Origin of the sequence: Alistipes sp. AM16-43 (assembly GCF_003435745.1) — a bacterium.
GTDB lineage: Bacteria > Bacteroidota > Bacteroidia > Bacteroidales > Rikenellaceae > Alistipes > Alistipes onderdonkii.
The window spans coordinates 545,211-561,458 of record NZ_QTUQ01000003.1; the positions used below are offsets into that span (position 1 = coordinate 545,211).

Sequence of the window (16,248 nt, forward strand, 5' to 3'; positions counted from 1 at the left end):
CCCGGCCCGGCCGGAATCCTGCGAAGGGGTGGCGGTGCCTTGCAGCCGCTTCTGACGACAGGCAGTTGCGGCTTGTTTATTATTTCTGACATGTGCCGCGTTTTTTCATAATTATGGTTATATTTGTGTAGTTTTGATTTTTACGGGTTTCAATTGTGCCTCGACTTAATCTCAAATTTAGAATTATGAAAAAACTGATCGGCATCGTTGCCGCGCTGGCGGTGTTCTTTGCCCTGCAGGCGTGCGGAGAGGGCGACGACCCCGCTCCCGGAATACGGTTATCTACGGAAACCCTCGATTTCCCGGCCGGGAAATCGACCCTCGACCTGGTGGTTTCCTGCCCGCAGCAATGGCGCCTCCGGGTCAGTGCCGAGTGGTGTTACGTGCTGGGCGCGGATGTCCTGAACGAGCCGTGCGAGGGAAAGACCTTTAAGGTCGGCGTGGATGGCAACAACTCCCTCGAGGGCCGTGAGGCACTGATTACGTTGACGGGGGCGGACGGGACGGTGAAAACCGTTACGGTGACGCAGGGGGCCGCGGAAGAACTCTCGCCCGTCATCAAGTCGTTCCGGTTCCGGACGGCGGCGAATGCGGCGAAATTGCCGCAGGATGTGGTGCTGGAGGTCGGTGACGGCATTATTTCCGGCAGGACTTCATTCGTGGTGGAGAACAAGGTGCTCGTCCCCGAGTTCGAATTCGAAGGCGAGGGGGTTTATATGGGGTCGCAGGAGATCGCCAGCGGAGAAACCGAGGTGGATTTTTCGGGCCCGGTCGTGCTGACGGTCAGGAACAAAGGCGGCGAGGAGCGGGAGTACAGGGTCAGCCTGGTCAGCTTCACGGGGCTGCCCGTGGTCTATATCGATACCGGCGGCATACCGGTCGTCTCGAAGGAGGAATATGTGGCCGCTTCGCTTAAGATCGTGGATAACAACGGGCTGCGCCCGAGCAGTGTCTACAAGGGAAATGTCACTATCAAAGGGCGCGGGAACAGTACGTGGGGCATGCCGAAGAAACCTTACCGGCTGAAGTTCGGCAAGAAACAGTCCCTGTTGGGCGAACCCAAGGACAAGTCGTGGGTGCTGCTGGCCAACTATATGGACAACGCCTGTGGGATACGCAATGCGACGGCCTATGCGATCGGCCGCCTGAGCTGTCTGGAGTTTACGCCGACCACCCATTTCGTCGATGTTTTCCTCAATGACCGTTACAACGGCACCTACCAGCTTTGCGAGCACATGAAGATCTCCGAAGACCGGGTGAACGTGACCGACGAGGGATACCTGCTCGAGGCCGACCAGCTCGACCGCCTGAGCCCGGACGATGTTTATTTCCGCACGGAGCGTATCCTGATGAATATCAAAGACCCCGACGTGGAGCCCGGGAGCCCGCAATACGAATGGATCAGGAATTACGTCGACGAAGCGGAGAATGCCCTCTACGGTGCGGATTTCGCCGATCCCGAAACGGGGTATGCCAAGTACCTGAACGTCGATACGTATGTGGACTGGTACGTGATCAGCGAGATCACCAAGACCAACGACGCGTCGCTCTATACGAGCTGCTATATGAATATCGCGCCCGGCGGGAAGCTGAACATGGGGCCGATCTGGGATTTCGACATCTGCATGGGCAATACGAAGTGGAACGGTACGGACGGGCGCGGCCCCGAAGGGTACTGGAACCGCGAATCGCCGTGGTTCGAGCGGATGCTGCAGGATCCGGCCTTCGTGCGGAAAGTCAAGGAACGCATCGGCTATTTCAAGTCCAACCTCGCCGTCATCCTGGCGCAGGTGGACGGCGAGGCCGCCTATGCCGAGGCTTCGGTCGTCGAGGATAACCGGCTGTGGCATAACCTGAAACCGGAGGGAGCGGCGGACAGCGAGGTGAAAACCGCGTTCCGGCAGGAGGTTCGGGCGATGAAGGAGTGGCTGACGGCGCGTCTCGACTGGCTCGACCGGGCCTCTTTTCAGGATTAGGGCAACGGACAGGGCGGCACAGGATGCCGCCCTGTTTTTCCCGGGGCATCCCGGCTGCGGATTGCTGCCTGTGGGTACCCCCCCCCTCTCCCGATGCGCAGGGTTCGATATGCCGGGCGGACTCCGGGCGGGGAGTCCCGTCCGGCAGGGAACATGCAGCGGTGTATGTTATGCCAAAAAAACCTATATTTGCACGAACACAAACATTACCACTATGAAAGTATTGCTTATAAACGGCAGCCCCCACAGGGAGGGGAACACTTTTATCGCCTTGTCCGAGGTTGCCCGGACGCTCGAAGCGGAAGGCATCGGGGCGGAGATCGTCCACATCGGGACAAGGGCCATGCAGGGTTGTATCGCCTGCGGGAAATGTGCGGAACTGGGGCATTGCGTCTTTTCCGATGCCGTGTATACCGCCGTGCGGGAGAAGCTTGCCCAGGCCGACGGCCTTGTGGTCGGCTCGCCGGTCTATTATGCCGGGCCGAACGGTTCGCTTTGCGCGCTGCTCGACCGCGTGTTTTATTCGTGCGGCCGCGATCTGGCCTACAAGCCTGCCGCAGCCGTGGCTGTCTGCCGCCGTGGCGGGGCGAGTGCGACGTTCGACCGCCTGAACAAGTATTTTACGATTTCGAATATGCCCGTCGTGTCGTCGCAATATTGGAACAGCGTGCACGGACGGGTGCCGGGCGAGGCGCACGAAGATGCCGAAGGCTTGCAGACGATGCGGGTGCTGGCGAGGAACATGGCGCAACTGCTGAAGGCCGGCGTCGGCCCCCGTCTGGCCCCGGAACCCGAAGAACGGGTGTGGACGCATTTCATCCGCTGACCGCCGCGGGGCTGGATTTCAGGATGGAGCAGAGTGCACAGAAAAGGAATTGGCAACGACCGTTAGTCGTTGCCAATTCCTTTTTTATGATATAGTTGTCGAGGATTGCCTGGCCGGCAATGTTGGTTTCCATCTTCTAATAGGCTGTTATGACCCGGCTCGTTTCGCTCGTCGTCGTACCGCTGGCACCCGTCGCCTGGCACTTTACATAATAGGTCGTCCCGGCTTTCAGGCCGCTGATCGTCGCTTTGATGAGGCTGCCGGTTACGGTGGCGCTTTTGCCCCTCGTCGGATCGGATGTGGTGCCGTAATATATCTTGGCGTCCGAAACCTTCGCTTCATCCTTGTTGTAAATCTTATAGGTTACGGTTACCGAGGTTTTGGTCGCCGTAAAATCGTAAAACCCGATATCGGGCTTTTCTGCCGGGGAGCCCGGATCCGCTCCGCTTCCGGAAGTTGACACATAATAGAAATAGTTGCTATACGTGTCGTAGTCGGCTATCATTACCAGTTCCGAGTCCGTCATTTTTCCGATGCGGCTGTGTCCGAAGCCGAAGGCCGTGCTGTATGCTCCGTTCGTCTTGGGGTCTCCCGTGTCCCATTGGCAACGGATCATTTCCCCGTCGATCCACCACCAGCCTGAATGGGTGTTGTTCAGGTACAGGTAGTGCCATGCGCGGTCGGTTGCGCCCGAAAATGTTATTGTATTCAATACGTAGGGGTTATTCAGAACTTTTTCAGTGCCGTCTTCTACTTTGATTTCTTTGGCCAGTTTCCAATGTGTGTCCAGGAGTTGCCGTTCGAGTTCCTGGCCGGTTGCCTGCGGCCCATTGCCGCTTTCTCCACCTTCGTCGCTGCTGCACGATACAAGCATGACGTATCCGATTACCAATATGGATCTGGCAATATTGATTAGTTTCATCGGTTCCGTTTGTTTATGATTTCTGGGGTGTTTGAGTCGTTGGGATTTCGGCTTTCGATAAATTGTTACATTGTTTCGGGACTTCGACCCGGGATTATTCCCTTGCCGCTTCCGGGGGCGGCAGGGGAATGGGGCCAAACATCCGGCTGTTGTCGTACGTATCAGAAATAGTAATTGAATGCGATCGTCGCGCCGACGTTCAGGCCGAGCGAGAAGTCCCGGTTGGATACTTTGTTGTCGCCGTCTTGTTTGATAACGGTGGTCTTCGTACTGGGCGAACTCCACGAAAGCGATCCGGAAACGAGCATGTCGCCGCGTTCTTGTGCACATAGTGTCGATGCCATTCCCACCAGTGCGAAACAAAGAAATAGTTTTTTCATAATAAACTGAATTTAGGTAGATAATGGATGTTTTTGCTTGCGATACTAAATTGTATATTGTTTATCCGTTCGTTTGGAACGGAGGGTTTTCTTTTCATTTCAGGCAGCCGTATGTGTTTTGTGCGGGAACGACGTTGGACGGATCGGTAGTCTGACAGGTCTGAAATGAAAAATCGCCTCTATTACAGATGATAGAAATCTGTAATAGAGGCGATTTTATAAAAGCACAGACTTACCGGTCGGTCTTTGTCTGTCGATCCTGCGGTCAGGCGGATCATCCTGCGGAGAGGAGGGGATTCGAACCCCTGAAACCCTTTAGGGGTTTACTCGCTTTCCAGGCGGGCCAGTTCAACCACTCCTGCACCTCTCCTTTCGGTTCGCAAAGGTAATAATTATTTTCAGATTTTACCAAAAATTGCCGTTTTTCCTTCAGGGGGCAAGCGCCCGGTTCCGGGGCGGGTGCAACGCGGCGGTTTGCCCGCAGCCGGCCGAACCAGCAGGAGGTTATCGCATTCAGCCGGTTTCCGTTGGCCGCCATCGGCAGGCATATCATCGTGGAAAATGAAAACGGGACTGTCTAAACTTGTTAGGCAGTCCCTTGCGACACACTATCGAAAACAAATTGCGTTGTTAACGATTGTCCTGCGATTTTTTCGTGTACTGGTTATGGCCTTCGGGATTGTTGCTGCGCGAAGTACGCCCTGAACCGGACGACTGGCTGCTTGCGGTTCCCCGGCTCGCCGAGCTGGTGCGCGAAGTGGTCGTACGCGACGACTTTTCCGCCGATTTACTTTGTCCGGACTGTGTATGGCCGGAGGTTTTGTTGTTAGACTCTTTCATGACTTTTAAAGAATTAAGTGAGACATAAATGCTGCCCGCCATCCGAAGGGCCGAAGCCATGCGGTTGAAAGCCAGCCTGTACCGCATCTCCCCGCCGGGATGTACGGTATAGCTGACAACACAAAATAGATACCGAATATTTACGGAATATTTACCGGAGCCCGAAGTGGATGATGCTCAGCCGGGAAATGCTATGCGAATCAATCCTTTTTTCGTACCCAAACGGCTAATTTGCCTCCGTGTACTTTGAAAAGGGCCTTCCCGTCGTCGCCGATGGTCAGTTCGTCGTCGTAGCTTCCGGTGATCTCATGCCACGTTTCGTTGGCATGCATTACGCCTACGGACATCACTTTTTCGCCGTCCTCGCCGTTGGAAAGGAGCAGTGCCAGGCCGGAATCCGGATGTTGTGCGTCGCCCGAGCGGGTGAAACCTACCGTATTGGGATGGTCGAAATAATCCGTCTGTTCGCCGAAGGCGCGGGAGCGACGGGCATCGAGCAGAATATCGAGGATGGGACGGTGGGGCGACCCTTCGCCTTTCATGCTGTAATAATCGCCGTAGAAGACGCAGGGGTACCCCTCTTTCATCAGCAGGATCAGGCCGTACGCCAGCGGTTTGAACCACGATTTGACCTGCGATTCGAGCGAGCTGCCGCGCTGCGAGTCGTGGTTGTCCACGAACGTCACGGCCAGCGTGGGGTATTTCTGCACGAGCGTGTCGTCGAGCAGCGTCCGCATGTCGAAGTCGCGGCCCTGCTGCGATGCCGTGAAAAGTTTGAAGTGAAGCGGCGCGTCGAACAGGTCGATCTGGTGGTCTACGGCGTCGAGGTAGGCCTCCAGCGACTCGAAATCGCCGCTCCAGTACTCACCGACGGCGTAGAACTCTTTGCCCCGCGAAGCCCGGACGTTGTGCATGAAGTCGGCGATGAAGGCATTCTTGATGTGTTTGAGCGCGTCGAGGCGCATGCCGTCCGCGTCGAGCGTTTGGGCGATCCATACGCCCCAGCGTTTCATTTCTTCGACCACCTCGGGATGGTCGAAGTCCACGTCGTTGAAGATCAGGAAATCGTAGTTCCCGTTCTCGCCGTCGACGCCTTCGCTCCACTTCTTGCCTTCGCCCTGGATGAGGTAGATGGCCCGTTTGCCGGTCTCGTAAACCTGGTCGGTTCCCGAGAAGTGGTACCAGTGCCATTTGAAAGGAGAATATTTGTCGCCGCGTCCCGGAAAGGAGTATCCCGTCCACCCCTCGACTTCGACGGGTGCGCCGATCACTTGCTCGCGGTTCTCGGGATCGACCTCGCAGGCCATGAACTTCTCGGTATAGTCGGCGCCTGTCTTCTGGTTCATCACCGTGTCGAGGTAGACGGCTATCCCGTTCTCGTGGAGCGCCGCGACCGCTTCTTCCAGTTCGTGCCGCGTGCCGTACTTGGTGCGGACGGTGCCTTTCTGGTCGAACTCCCCCAAGTCGTAGAGGTCGTATACGGCGTATCCCTCGTCCTGTTGTTCGTCGGCCTTGTAAGCCGGCGGTATCCAGACCGACGTAATGCCGATGTCGTGCAGGTGTTTGGCATCCTCTTTCAGGTGCACCCATAATTTACCGTCGTTGGGCAGATTCCATTCGAAATACTGCATCATTACTCCGTTTTTCATAAAGCCGATATATGTTTAATGTTTACGCGTTTTCGTTGCAAAGGACATGCTAAACAGGATGAACGCCCCGGGGAAATTCCGGGGCGTTCTGACCTGCAAGCCGGCGGTGTCGTCAATCCTGTCCGACCGGCTGGCGCCGGGGCGCTTTCGTGTCCTGCGAATCGTACTGGCTCCACTGGAGGTTTTTCTCTGGCGTAGCCTTGCGGATTTCGCTGCTGCGCTGCTTGCTGAGCTTCTTGTCCGCGCTGCGCACCGAAGCCTCCGTGCGGGGTGTGCCCTGCGGTTCGAGTTCGGTGAGCCCGTCGGTTTCGAGTACCTGCTGGCGCGGATTTTCGACATACAGCCACTCTTCGCCCAGGCCGATGCTTTCGCCTTCGTTCCACGGCCCGCGGGCATCCTCGCCCATCGAGTGGTTGGAGTAGATATTGCTGTAGCGGGGGTCGCTTTGCAGCACACCGGGCGGGAAATTGGGCTGGATGGTGTCCAGTGCCGCCTCGAACTGCTGGAAATGCGCCACTTCGCGTGTCATCAGGAAATTGAGTGTCGCGAGCACGTCCTTGTCGTCGGTGAACTGCATCAGGTATTCGTAGACGATCTTGGCACGCGATTCGGCGGCGATGTCCGAGCGCAGGTCGACCGTCAGGTCGCTGTTGGCATTGACATAGGAGCCTTGCCAGGGGACGCCGTTGCTGTCGGTGAGGCGTGGCCCGCCGCCCGTCAGCACGCCGAACTGCGGGTTGACCGAAAAGGCCGAATGGATGAAGTCGTCCTTCGAAATGCCTTCGCCGAAGACGTCGTTTCGCTCGGCCGCATCTTTGAGGTTGCCGTTTACGCCTGCGAGGAGCATCTGGATCGTGGCCCCGACGATTTCGAGGTGTCCCAGCTCCTCGGTGGCGATATCCATCAGCATATCGTACTTGTCCGGATAGGGGTTATGGCAGGCGAAGGCCTGCACGAAATACTGCATCGCAGCTTTCAGCTCGCCGTTGCCGCCGCCGAATTGTTCGAGCAGCAGCCGTGCGAAGCGGGGATCGGGTTTCGATACCCGCGCTTTGAACTGGAGTTCTTTGGAGTGGTAAAACATAGATTCGTTGTTTTAAGTTGAACATGCCGGAGGCCGGTTTTTTCCGGGAGGTTCGTCGCAGAGGCCTCCGCTCCCGGTCGTCTTTCCCGGGGACGGGCCTTCTGCGGACGTCCCGTTGCGGCCGGCCGCATTGCCGGCGTAATTAGTGCCTTTTGTCCGGATTTTGTCCGTTCATCCGGTTTTCGGCGCTCTGTTCCCTGTCGGAACCTTTCTCTTCCCAGTACGAACCCGTCTTGGAGCCGTATTGCGACGAATTCTCCGGCTGCTGCCGCTGGTAGGAACTCCCTTGGTTACCGCCGGCGTGCATGCCGCTGTTGTCGCCGCTATTGCTCCGGCTGTCCAGATCGTTCGTGTTGGCGTTGGTTCTGGGATTGTTCTGCATTTCGTTTTCCTGCTCACGGCTCTCGCCGTAGATGTTGTCATTCTTATTCATAATCGTAATATTTTAGTGATTCGGTTTGATAGGTGTTTCGGTTGCGGATCCGTCGTGCCCTTCGGTCTTGACGACCTTGTTGTAAAGCCCCATGATCAGCAGCGGGGCGGCCCACTGCCCGACCAGCAGCGCGGTGGATTTCCGGCCGCGGCACATCATGCAGGCAGAGGCTGCCAATGCGCTCAGCCCGGCACACAGATAGACCATCGAGGGAATTTTGGACGTCTTTTTTTCTACGGCAACAGTGGCGTTGCCTTCTTGCGGTTGATTGTTCGACATGGTTTTGCTGGTTTAAAAACCGGAGCAGGGAACTGCTCCGGTTGTAATTGATACTTAAGACGATCCTTTAATAGATCGTTATCTTGACGATCCCGTCCACGGCGGGAACCGGGAAGGTGTCGCCCACAGCGCTGATGGCCTTGTCCTCGGGCATCCGGGTTCCGCCGAATACGAACTGGGCGTTGCCCGCTCCGGGATACTGGCTTACGGCCGTGCCGTCGTCAAGCAGGACGGTCTTGCTCGTCACCTCGCCTTTGGTCAGGGCATTGAGTTCGGGGCCGTTTGCAAAGAACCAGTCGTTGGAATAACCGAACATCGTTGCGAACGCCACTTTTTCGTTGGCTGCAGCCTCATAGGTGCATTCCATGCTCTTGCCCGGCAGGACGGTGTCCGTAAGCGTGTAGATCTTGCGTACCTGCGGGACTTTTTCGAGCGAAGCTTTCAGCTGCGCCGGATCGCCGCGCTGTGCGAGCGCTGCAAGACCCAGCTGCGCATCTTTCTGTCCCAACTGGTAGATCGGGTTGGTGTTGCCCGTGTAAACCACTACGATGGCGCCGTGCAACGTGGTGATGATTCCCGTTTGGTCGGCGACAAGCGATTTGAGGGGGTCGACATTGCCTGCTTCGGCCAGCTTGGTCAGCTCCACGCCCGATTTCTGGTCGACGCTGAAGAACGGTTTGTCCATCACCAGGTCGCCGTCGAGCAGGTTCGATACGACGAATACACCGCCCGAGAACGGGGTCTCATTCGCCGTGCCGGCAGAAATATTGGAGATCGTACAGGTGAACAGCGACTGTGCGGCATCGAAGGTCAGGCTCACCTGGAGCAGGCTCGATGCGGCCAGATAGTTGTGTCCTTCGGAGTCCGTGCCCTTCACTTCGGTTACCACGCCGGCCTGGGCTACGCCCGGATGATTGACATCGGGGCCGGGCTGTTCGTTTACGCGGGTTCCGTTGTCCCAGAGTTTCACGGCATCGGCAATGATGCCGGTATAAGGCACTCCCGAATCGTTGAAGAGCTGGATGCCCGGATTCTCCGGGGCGAAGAACAGGTCGTTGGAATTGGAATACATAGTGGCGAACATCAGGCGCTGCCCTTTGGCTGCGTGGAATGTGAACGACGTCGTTTGCCCGGGGGCCACGGCGGCGAACGTGCCGCTCTGGACGTAATTCTTCGTCGGGATGACGTTTTCGAACTTGATCGTCGGCTTCGTGCCGGGAGCGCTGTTGTCGTCATCGTCGTCGCAGGCGGTAAAAGCGAATCCTGCGAAAAGCAACGCCGCAGCGAATGCGGTGCAAAAGTACTTTTTTTTCATAGTGGAATTGATAATTAAATAAAGTTAACAATCGGTTAAACCATAAGTGTTTTTTATATTAAGGTATGTGCTCGTATTTGTTGTCCGGCACCCTTTACAGTGCAGTTCCGTGCATCATTTATGCCATGAAAAATACTTTTGGATGGATTGGAAAAGCGGGAGGATGGATATTCCTGCAAAACACGCAGTAAGGCGAGGATGGATTTTTTTTCGACCTCGTCCGCCGGGGTAAAACCTTCTTCCTGCGGTGGTTCGGGTGCTGTTTCGGCAGATTTTTTGCGGATTCGGGATTGTAACGTCCGCCACTCCCGGTGCCGGAGGCTTTGGGCGGAATAACCACGCAAATATGGATGCAACGGCAAAAAACCTTTTGAACCTTCAACGGGAGGAGGCCACCTTGTGCGAAGTCTACCGCCGGCTGGCCGAACTGGAAAAAGACCCGGTTCGCCGGCAGACCCTGGTGCGTATCATGCACGACGAAAGACGGCATTGCGCGATCCTGAAGCGCAGGACGGGACGCGAAATGGCTCCCGATCCGAAACGGGTTTTCTGGTATGTGTGGATAATGCGGGTGCTGGGGCCGGCTTTTGTCGTCCGGCAGATGGAGCTGTGTGAAAAAGGCACGGAGGCGAGTTATTCCCTGTATGCCGAGCGGGAGGAGTTCATTCGGATCGCTTCGGAGGAAAAGCGCCACGGGGAGGATCTGACCAACCTGGCCGGCGGAATGCGGCTGTCCTATATGAGTTCGGTGGTATTGGGCCTGAACGACGCTCTGGTCGAATTCACGGGGGCGCTGGCCGGGTTCACGCTTGCGCTGAACGAACCGCGGCTCGTGGCGCTTACGGGCAGCATCACAGGTGTCGCCGCCGCCCTTTCGATGGCCGCTTCCGAATACCTTTCGACCAAATCGGACGCTGCCCGGGAGAAGCATCCGCTGCGGGCCGCCCTCTGTACCGGAACCGCCTACCTCGTGACGGTCGCCATTCTGATAATTCCCTATCTACTTTTTTCGAATGCCGTCACGGCATTGAGCGTCATGCTTCTGGCCGCATTGACCGTGATAGCCCTGTTCAATTACTATTACGCCGTGGTGCGCAGCGAAAGTTTCAGACAGCGTTTTTTTGAAATGGCGCTTCTGAGTTTCGGCATCGCCGGGATCAGTTTTCTGATCGGCTACGGGCTCAAATATTTTACGGGCATAGAGATGTAGAATAACCGTGCGCCGATAAAAGCCGGCTGGTTCGGACTCAGGATGCCGGACTGTACGGCAAATCCATTAAATATATGATTTCCAATATGAAGATTATTTTTTCGATAAATTCAACCTCAATGGAATATCATTTGCAAGTATTCCGTATGTCAATCATCACTTAAATTCTTTATATTATGAAAAAAATTCTTTTACTCATCGCATCCGCGGCAATCGCTTTGGCCGTGAATGCTGCTCCCCAGAAGGTGGATTTCGGTAAGTTGCCGAAGAATTCGCAGGAATTCATTCAGAAAAACTTCCCGGGCGAAAAAGTGAAGGCCGTGGAAATGGATCGCGAGGCGTCGTGGGACAAATACACCGTCTATTTCAACAGCGGCAACCAGGTCTCCTTCGAAGGCGGCAGCGGAGATTGCAGCCAGATTATCATGAAGAACGGTTCGGTTCCGATGTCCGTGATTCCCGCCAAGGTCAAAACCTATGCAGGCAATACTTACCCGGGGCAGCGAATCGTCATGATGGAAACGACGGCCGACGGCTACAAAGTAGCGCTTTCGGACAAGACGGTTCTCGATTTCGACAAGGACGGTAACTTCACGAAAGCGACGAAATAACTTTTGCAGTGTGAAAATCGCAGGGAGTGCCCGCAGTTGTGCTCCCTGCTTTTTTTTGCTGTCGGCCCAGCGGGCCGTAACAGGATAAACCAGCGTGTGCCATGTGTTATCATATCTCCCTTGCTGCCGGAGCCGAAGAACTGGCCCGGCGTTTCGGCCGTAAAACCGATCTGGTCAGAAAATTCCGGCCTGCATACCATGTATGTGCCTTTTCGCACCTCCCGTATCCGGTAGTTACCAGAGACGAGCAGATACAGTATTTCCGCTGGGGGCTGATCCCGTATTGGATCGGGAAGGCCGCCCAGACCGTGACGATCCGCAATCAGACGGTCGTCGCGTGTGCGGAAACTATTTTTGAAAACGCTTCGTTCCGGGTTCCGATCCGCCGGCGGAGGTGCCTGATCCCGGTGAGCGGATTTTTCGGGTGGCACCACGGGCAGGCGCAGAAGACTCCCTACTACGTGACGGTAAAGGATCGGCCTGTCATCGCCCTTGCGGGCGTTTTCGACTGCTGGATCGACCGCGATTCGGACGAGGTCGTAATGACGTATTCGGTCATAACCACCGAGGCGAATCCGATGATGCGCCACGTCAACAACAGGGATTGCCGGATGCCGGTTATCCTGCATGACGGCGACGAGGAGCGCTGGCTGCATCCGGAACTGTCCGACGGGCAGATCGCCGCGTTGCTGAAACCCTATCCGGAGCAGATGATGGTCTGCGAACCCGCGCAGCCCGATTTCATGCGCAAAGTTTCCGGCGATCCGGGCATTCTCATGCCGGCATAGGTTCCCGGTGGCGGCCTTTCCCCGAAATATTGCGGCAAAAAAAAGAGAAGTCTCAGACTTCTCTTTTTCGATGTCGGGCCACCGGGCTCAGTGTACCTTCTCCTTGATCCGGTTGGAGGCCTGTGTGGCTGTCTCCTTTACTTTGTGTGCGGCTTTGGTCATGCCCTCTTTGGCCGCATTTTTGACCTTCGTGCCGGCTTCTTCGATTTTGCCGGCCATTTTGCGGACACCCGTCTTTGCCTCGTTTTCCGCCTCGATGGCGGTCTCCTGGGCGTCGTCCTTCAGCTTCTGCATGTTTTCCTGCAGATTGTGCTTGGCCTTTTGGCCGTGTTCTTCCGCCTTGTGGACTGCTTTTTCGGCGTGTTCCCGATACGTTTCGTTCTCTTTTGTCGAATACTTTTCCATAATTACATTGTTTTAACGGTTTTGTGCCGTGTGAACAGCGATACGATCCACAGCAGGACGATGGCGCCGATGACGGAGGAGAGGAAAGTCCCCCAGGTGCCCGTCGGCACCCATCCGAACAGCGAAACGAGCCAGCCGCCCAGAATGCCGCCGACAAGGCCGACGATCAGATTGACCAGCAATCCGGAGCCGCTGCCTTTGAAGATCAGGCTGGCGATCCATCCGGCCGCCAGGCCGATGAGTAAATACCATAAGAAATACATATGTTTTTTAATTTTGGTTGACAATCAGGATAATACAAATTCTGTACCCGGGAGGATGAACGGCCCGGAAATTATTCGCGGTATGCGATAATGGCCGAAGAGGGCGCTATCCGGACAATGCCCCCGGGCATGCGGTCGCGGCTGCCGGGATCGATCCGGCCGTCGCGGCAGACTACGGTCCAGTCCGCTTCGGGAATGTGGAACTCGGCCTGTTGGCGGTTGCCGTTATAGGCTACCAGGATCTCTTTCCACGCATCGCCGTTCGCATATTCGCCCAGCGTATAGGCGATCACTCCCGAGTCGCCCGTGTCGAGGAAATGAAGCCCCTGCTGCAGCCCTTCTGCCGTCGGGATACGGAATGCCGGATGGGCTTTCCGGAGTGCGATCAGTCCCCGGACATAATCGAACAGATCCCGGTTTTTGGCTTTCAGGGCCCAGTCGATTCGGTTGACGGCGTCGGGCGAGCGGAAACTGTTCGGTTCCCCCTGTTTGTCCTGCATCATCTCTTCGCCGGCGCGGATGAAAGGAACCCCCTGTGCCGTGAGCAAAATCGTGTGTATCAGTTTGTCGATAGGCGGCAGCTCGTCGTCGGCATGGTCGCCCTTGACGGAAAGTCTCAGTTTGTCGATCACCGTGTAGCCGTCGTGGCTGGCGACGAAATTGACTGCCTGCGAAGGGGCGGATGCATATGGCACGGAGCTGTATAACAGTCCGTTATAATCCACTTGCGGATGCTGTGTGGCGCCCGCGATCCCGAATTTTACGGGCTCGTAATGCCCGACGATATTCCCGGAGGCATACCCGGCGGCCTGTTCGTCGAACGTGCTGCCGCGCACGGCGTCGCGGAAATCGTCGCAGAAAACGGCGATGCCCTCCATTTGGCCGACATGATCCCGCACGGCCCGTTTTTCCGGAGGCAGGGGCGAGTCGGCCGCAAGCCAGCCTTCGCCGTATATAAAGATCGTCGGGTCGATCTTCGACAGTTCTTCCCGGATGCGGTTCATCGTTTCGATGTCGTGTATTCCCATCAGGTCGAACCGGAATCCGTCGATATGGTACTCCTGCGCCCAGAATTTGACGGATTCGACGATGTAATGCCGTACCATTTCGCGTTCCGAAGCCGTCTCATTGCCGCAGCCCGAGGCGTCCGAGTAGGAACCGTCGGCATTCTGGCGGTAAAAGTAGCCGGGGACGGTAAGGTTGAAGTTCGAACGGTCGACCGAGGCCGTGTGGTTGTAGACCACGTCGAGGACGACGCGCATCCCGTTCCGATGCAGGCTTTTCACCATCTCCTTAAACTCGCGGATGCGCGTCACGGGGTTGGCCGGGTCGGTGGAGTAACTGCCTTCCGGAACGTTGTAGTTCTTCGGGTCGTATCCCCAGTTGTAGGTCTTGTCCGCCAGCCTCGTCTCGTCCACCGTCGCATAGTCGAAAGAGGGGAGAATATGTATATGCGTTACGCCCAGTTCCTTGAGATGATCCAGACCGGATGCCTGCCCTTCGGGGGTTTTGGTGCCGGTTTCGGTCAGGGCCAGAAATTTGCCCTTGTTGCGGATTCCGGAATCCGGGGCGATGCTGAAATCACGGTGGTGCAGTTCGTAGAGAATAATGTCGGAATACATTTTCAATTCGGGCGCACGATCCGATTCCCAGCCTTCCGGATTGGTCTGGTTCCAGTCGATCACGGCCGCCCGGTCGCCGTTTATGCCGACCGCCTTCGCCCAGATGCCGGGTGTTTCGGCCAGCCATTTCCCCTCTTTTTCTATCTGGAAGGTATAGAAGGAGCCATTCAGGTCGCGTTCGATGGCAATGCGCCAGGTTCCGTCGTCCGAGGGCTCCATTTCCAACTGCTCCTCCGGGTTGCCTCCCTCGCCCGAGGAGTAGATGTTGAGCCGGGTTTTGCTCGCGGTGGGCGCCCAGAGCGTAAAGACGGAGCGTTGGGGCGTATACGCCAGTTCGAGGTCTTGGCCGTAGTACGGCGGATATTTGTCGAACGAATCCAACCGGTCGGGTGCGGGGTGGTTTTTGATATTTTCCATGGTGGTCGTATTTTATGAATTGGGCGTTTGCGGGGCGTCGCCGGGTGCGGGTTCGTGCGCGGTTTTGCCGTCCTCCCCGCCCCGTTGCACGAGCAGCGTGCGTGTCGGGAAGGCGAAATTGAGCCCGGCCTTATTGAAGGAGGCCAGTATGGCCAGGTTCATGTCCGAGGTCACTTTCAGAATATCCCCCTGTTTTTCGATGTAATAGTAAAATGTGATGACCAGCGCCGAATCGGTGTAGTCCGAAAAGTAGGCCGTGATGTCCGACGGATTGTCGGAAACGTCCTTTACCTTCGCCGGGAGGCCCCTCAAAATATCCAGCGCTTCGTTCATCTTGTCTGCGCCGGTGTCGTAGGTCAGCCCCACCTTAACCATGGCGCGGCGCATCGGTTCCGAAGAGATGTTGACGATCGAGGCGTCCGTAATTTTGTAATTCGGATAACTGGTGATGCGCCGGTCGTAGCCCATGATTCGCGTACTGCGCATGCCCACGTCGACCACCGTCCCTTCGAAGCCGTTCACGTTGATCGTGTCGCCGATGCCGAAGGGCTTGTCCGTGAAGATGGTGAACGCGCCGAAAATATTCTTCACGGTATCCTGCGCCGCCAGGGCGAAGGCGATACCGCCGATGCCCAGCGTGCCCCATAACGCATTGATGTCGACCCCTACATTGCTCAGGGCAGTTACCAGACCGATGATCCAGATCAGAACCAGGATCGTCCGCCTGACTACCGGCATCATTTTCAGCGCATGGCCGTCCGACCGCTGCCCCCAATATTGCTGGAGCAGGGCCGTGGAGAGGCGGGCCAGAACCCAGGTTATGTCCAGTATGATCAGTATGCTGTAAGCGTTGTCGACGTATTTTACCAGATGATCCGGGTAGACTAGCCGATGGATGGCGATCCAGATGCCCAGCAGCATCACGGCGAATTTCAGGGGCGACTCCAGGGAATAGTATATGATGTCGTCCACCCGGTTGCTTGTGCGGCCGATAAAGGGTTTTATAACCTTCCTGCCCAGCAGCGACAGCAGTTTTACGACGATAAACGCTCCTGCTATGATAAGTAGGGAGACGATCCATGTCTGGAGGCTGTTTCCCCAGATTTCGTAATCTAACATTTTCCGGTTGTTTTTTAATTATACATTTGTTATTTGTGTTTCCTCTTTTGCCATCCTGTTTTTAATATCGGCGCATAATGCGAGGTTTTTTTCTTATCCCGGCTTTCAA

16 protein-coding genes and 1 tRNA gene are annotated in these 16,248 nt (G+C 56.2%); 5 read left to right on the forward strand and 12 right to left on the reverse strand.

All coding sequences use genetic code 11. The features are described 5' to 3' along the window. The first annotated feature begins 185 nt into the window (after nt 1-185). Complete coding sequence (locus DW189_RS08250) at nt 186-1,976, forward strand: CotH kinase family protein (RefSeq protein WP_117507463.1); 1,791 nt, start codon at nt 186-188, stop codon at nt 1,974-1,976. Between the two features lie 214 nt (nt 1,977-2,190). Next, a complete protein-coding gene (locus DW189_RS08255) occupies nt 2,191-2,802 on the forward strand; it encodes a flavodoxin family protein (RefSeq protein ID WP_117507465.1) in 612 nt (203 codons plus the stop codon). Nucleotides 2,803-2,938: 136 nt separating this feature from the next. On the opposite strand, the gene DW189_RS08260 is transcribed toward DW189_RS08255, so the two are convergent. The 8 genes from DW189_RS08260 to DW189_RS08300 all read right to left on the reverse strand — a co-directional run bounded on the left by DW189_RS08260 (nt 2,939) and on the right by DW189_RS08300 (nt 9,704). Next, complete coding sequence (locus DW189_RS08260) at nt 2,939-3,724, reverse strand: fibronectin type III domain-containing protein (protein ID WP_141417706.1); 786 nt, start codon at nt 3,722-3,724, stop codon at nt 2,939-2,941. A gap of 161 nt (nt 3,725-3,885) precedes the next feature. Beyond that, nucleotides 3,886-4,104, reverse strand: a complete 219-nt coding sequence (locus DW189_RS08265) for a hypothetical protein (RefSeq protein ID WP_141417705.1) — start codon at nt 4,102-4,104, stop codon at nt 3,886-3,888. A 282-nt stretch (nt 4,105-4,386) separates the two neighbouring features. Beyond that, a tRNA-Ser gene (locus DW189_RS08270) sits at nt 4,387-4,474 on the reverse strand. Nucleotides 4,475-5,144: 670 nt separating this feature from the next. Beyond that, nucleotides 5,145-6,593: an alpha-amylase gene (locus tag DW189_RS08280; RefSeq protein ID WP_174760537.1), complete on the reverse strand. Its 1,449-nt coding sequence runs from the start codon at nt 6,591-6,593 to the stop codon at nt 5,145-5,147. A gap of 112 nt (nt 6,594-6,705) precedes the next feature. Then, on the reverse strand, nt 6,706-7,677 hold the full coding sequence (locus DW189_RS08285; RefSeq protein ID WP_117507472.1) for a manganese catalase family protein: 972 nt from the start codon (nt 7,675-7,677) through the stop codon (nt 6,706-6,708). Between the two features lie 142 nt (nt 7,678-7,819). Further along, entirely contained in the window at nt 7,820-8,110 is a 291-nt protein-coding gene (locus DW189_RS08290; RefSeq protein WP_117507474.1) for a hypothetical protein, read from the reverse strand. 12 nt (nt 8,111-8,122) lie between these two features. Continuing rightward, nucleotides 8,123-8,389: a hypothetical protein gene (locus tag DW189_RS08295; protein WP_117507476.1), complete on the reverse strand. Its 267-nt coding sequence runs from the start codon at nt 8,387-8,389 to the stop codon at nt 8,123-8,125. Between the two features lie 67 nt (nt 8,390-8,456). Then, nucleotides 8,457-9,704, reverse strand: coding sequence for a spondin domain-containing protein (locus tag DW189_RS08300; protein ID WP_117507478.1), 1,248 nt, complete (start codon nt 9,702-9,704; stop codon nt 8,457-8,459). Between the two features lie 346 nt (nt 9,705-10,050). Between DW189_RS08300 and DW189_RS08305 the strand changes: the two genes are divergently transcribed. The 3 genes from DW189_RS08305 to DW189_RS08315 all read left to right on the forward strand — a co-directional run bounded on the left by DW189_RS08305 (nt 10,051) and on the right by DW189_RS08315 (nt 12,313). After that, nucleotides 10,051-10,914, forward strand: a complete 864-nt coding sequence (locus DW189_RS08305) for a VIT1/CCC1 transporter family protein (protein ID WP_117507480.1) — start codon at nt 10,051-10,053, stop codon at nt 10,912-10,914. A 176-nt stretch (nt 10,915-11,090) separates the two neighbouring features. Next, nucleotides 11,091-11,525, forward strand: a complete 435-nt coding sequence (locus DW189_RS08310) for a PepSY-like domain-containing protein (RefSeq protein ID WP_022332401.1) — start codon at nt 11,091-11,093, stop codon at nt 11,523-11,525. 101 nt (nt 11,526-11,626) lie between these two features. Then, nucleotides 11,627-12,313 carry an SOS response-associated peptidase gene (locus tag DW189_RS08315; protein ID WP_117507482.1) on the forward strand — a complete coding sequence of 229 codons (687 nt, stop codon included), beginning with the start codon at nt 11,627-11,629 and terminating at the stop codon, nt 12,311-12,313. A gap of 87 nt (nt 12,314-12,400) precedes the next feature. Here the strand turns inward: DW189_RS08315 and DW189_RS08320 are convergent, their stop codons facing one another. The 4 genes from DW189_RS08320 to DW189_RS08335 form a co-directional block, all read right to left on the reverse strand. Continuing rightward, nucleotides 12,401-12,718: a hypothetical protein gene (locus DW189_RS08320; RefSeq protein ID WP_117507484.1), complete on the reverse strand. Its 318-nt coding sequence runs from the start codon at nt 12,716-12,718 to the stop codon at nt 12,401-12,403. A gap of 2 nt (nt 12,719-12,720) precedes the next feature. Further along, a complete protein-coding gene (locus tag DW189_RS08325) occupies nt 12,721-12,981 on the reverse strand; it encodes a GlsB/YeaQ/YmgE family stress response membrane protein (protein ID WP_022332398.1) in 261 nt (86 codons plus the stop codon). A 71-nt stretch (nt 12,982-13,052) separates the two neighbouring features. Beyond that, the gene (gene pulA, locus DW189_RS08330; protein ID WP_117507486.1) at nt 13,053-15,020 is read right to left on the reverse strand and encodes a type I pullulanase; all 1,968 of its coding nucleotides are present in this window, start codon (nt 15,018-15,020) and stop codon (nt 13,053-13,055) included. Between the two features lie 12 nt (nt 15,021-15,032). After that, nucleotides 15,033-16,139 carry a mechanosensitive ion channel family protein gene (locus tag DW189_RS08335; protein ID WP_117507488.1) on the reverse strand — a complete coding sequence of 369 codons (1,107 nt, stop codon included), beginning with the start codon at nt 16,137-16,139 and terminating at the stop codon, nt 15,033-15,035. Nucleotides 16,140-16,248: the final 109 nt, after the last annotated feature.